This is a genomic window from Huijunlia imazamoxiresistens (assembly GCF_037132455.1).
Taxonomy (GTDB): Bacteria; Bacteroidota; Bacteroidia; order Chitinophagales; family Chitinophagaceae; genus Flavisolibacter; species Flavisolibacter imazamoxiresistens.
In genome coordinates this window covers 1-1,566 of record NZ_JBBBEI010000084.1, presented here as the reverse complement: position 1 = coordinate 1,566, position 1,566 = coordinate 1, and the positions used below count along the sequence as shown (strand labels likewise).

Annotated in this window: 2 protein-coding genes; both read right to left on the bottom strand. The window is 58.0% G+C overall.

Annotated elements, in window-relative coordinates; all coding sequences use genetic code 11:
* Positions 1–193: 193 nt before the first annotated feature.
* Positions 194–1,180: a UDP-glucuronic acid decarboxylase family protein gene (locus tag V9K67_RS26955; protein WP_336728224.1), complete on the bottom strand. Its 987-nt coding sequence runs from the start codon at positions 1,178–1,180 to the stop codon at positions 194–196.
* 2 nt (positions 1,181–1,182) lie between these two features.
* Positions 1,183–1,566 (bottom strand): UDP binding domain-containing protein (locus V9K67_RS26950; protein WP_336728221.1); only part of this gene is annotated, 384 nt, incomplete at its 5' end.

The window sequence follows — 1,566 nt, the reverse complement described above, 5'->3', positions numbered from 1 at the left end:
CGGAGATTTTTTTGGCGAACTCCAGGGCGATGGGCAGGCCTACGTAGCCCAGACCGATCACGGCCAGCTTTTCCTGCCTGGCAATAAGCTGATTATACATAGATTGATTTATGGTCCGCAAAGGACAACTATTTTGGGGCGATGCCGCTTTAGAAAACACCCTGCCGTTCCGGGGAACGGCAGGGATGTTTGCTTAGTTGCTTAAAAATTCCTTCGGCTCCTTCACCCATTCCTCACGGGGAAGGCTTTTGAAGTACTGGAAGGTTTTTTCCAGGCCTTCCCTGCGGCCCACCTTCGGCTGCCAGCCGAGGAGTTCCGTGGCCTTGGTGATATCGGGCTGGCGCTGCCTGGGATCGTCGGCCGGCAGGGGACGGAACTCGATGTCCACCTTGCCGCCGGTGAGGGACAGCACTTCGCGGGCGAAATCCAGCAGGGAAATTTCCGAGGGGTTGCCGATGTTCACCGGCATGGGGTAATCGCTCAGCAGCAGGCGCCAGATGCCTTCCACCAGGTCGTCCACAAAGCAGAACGAGCGGGTCTGGCTGCCGTCGCCGAACACCGTCAGGTTCTCGCCCCGCAGTGCCTGGCCGATAAAGGCGGGCAGAGCCCGGCCGTCGTTGAGGCGCATCCGCGGTCCGTAGGTGTTGAAGATGCGGATGATGCGGGTTTCCACGCCATGGAAATTATGGTAGGCCATGGTAATGCTTTCGAGGTAGCGCTTGGCTTCGTCGTACACGCCGCGGGGGCCTACGGGGTTTACGTTGCCCCAGTATTCCTCGGTCTGCGGGTGCACCAGCGGGTCGCCGTACACTTCCGAAGTGGAGGCCACCAGGATGCGGGCACCCTTGGCGCGGGCCAGGCCCAGGCAGTTGTGCGTGCCCATGGCGCCTACCTTCAGCGTCTGGATCGGGATTTTGAGGTAGTCGATCGGCGAAGCCGGCGAGGCAAAGTGTAAAATATAGTCCAGCTTGCCGGGGATGTGAATGTACTTGGTCACATCGTGATGGTAAAACTCGAACTGCGGCAGCGGAAACAGATGTTCAATGTTTCTCAGGTCCCCGGTAATAAGGTTGTCCATGGCAATAACATGGAAGCCTTCGGCAATAAAGCGGTCGCAAAGGTGCGAGCCCAGGAAGCCTGCACCACCGGTAATGAGAACGCGTTTTTTCTCCCTGCTCATAATTAATTGGATTTTTGAGCGGTCAGCACAGAAGGCCGTCCGATGCTTTCGTAATAAAAACCTTTTTCTTCCATGGAAGCTACCTCAAACAGGTTACGGCCGTCGAATACTACCGGCTGCTTCAGCGCGCTTTGCAGCTTCGAGAAGTCGGGGGTGCGGAACTCGTTCCACTCGGTAGCGATGATCAGGGCGTCGGCGCCTTCCAGGGCTTCGTACTGCGAAGCGGCAAAAGCGATCTTGTCGCCGATCAGGGCTTTTACGTTGGGCATGGCTTCGGGGTCGAAGGCCTTTACGGTAGCGCCGGCGGCTACCAGGTGGTCGATGATCTCCAGGGCCGGGGCTTCACGGATGTCGTCGGTATTGGGTTTGAAGGCCAGTCCCCAGAG

Excerpts from the sequence above, each read along its gene's own strand:
- V9K67_RS26955 (WP_336728224.1), bottom strand. The coding sequence starts at position 1,180 with ATGAGCAGGGAGAAAAAACGCGTTCTCATTACCGGTGGTGCAGGCTTC.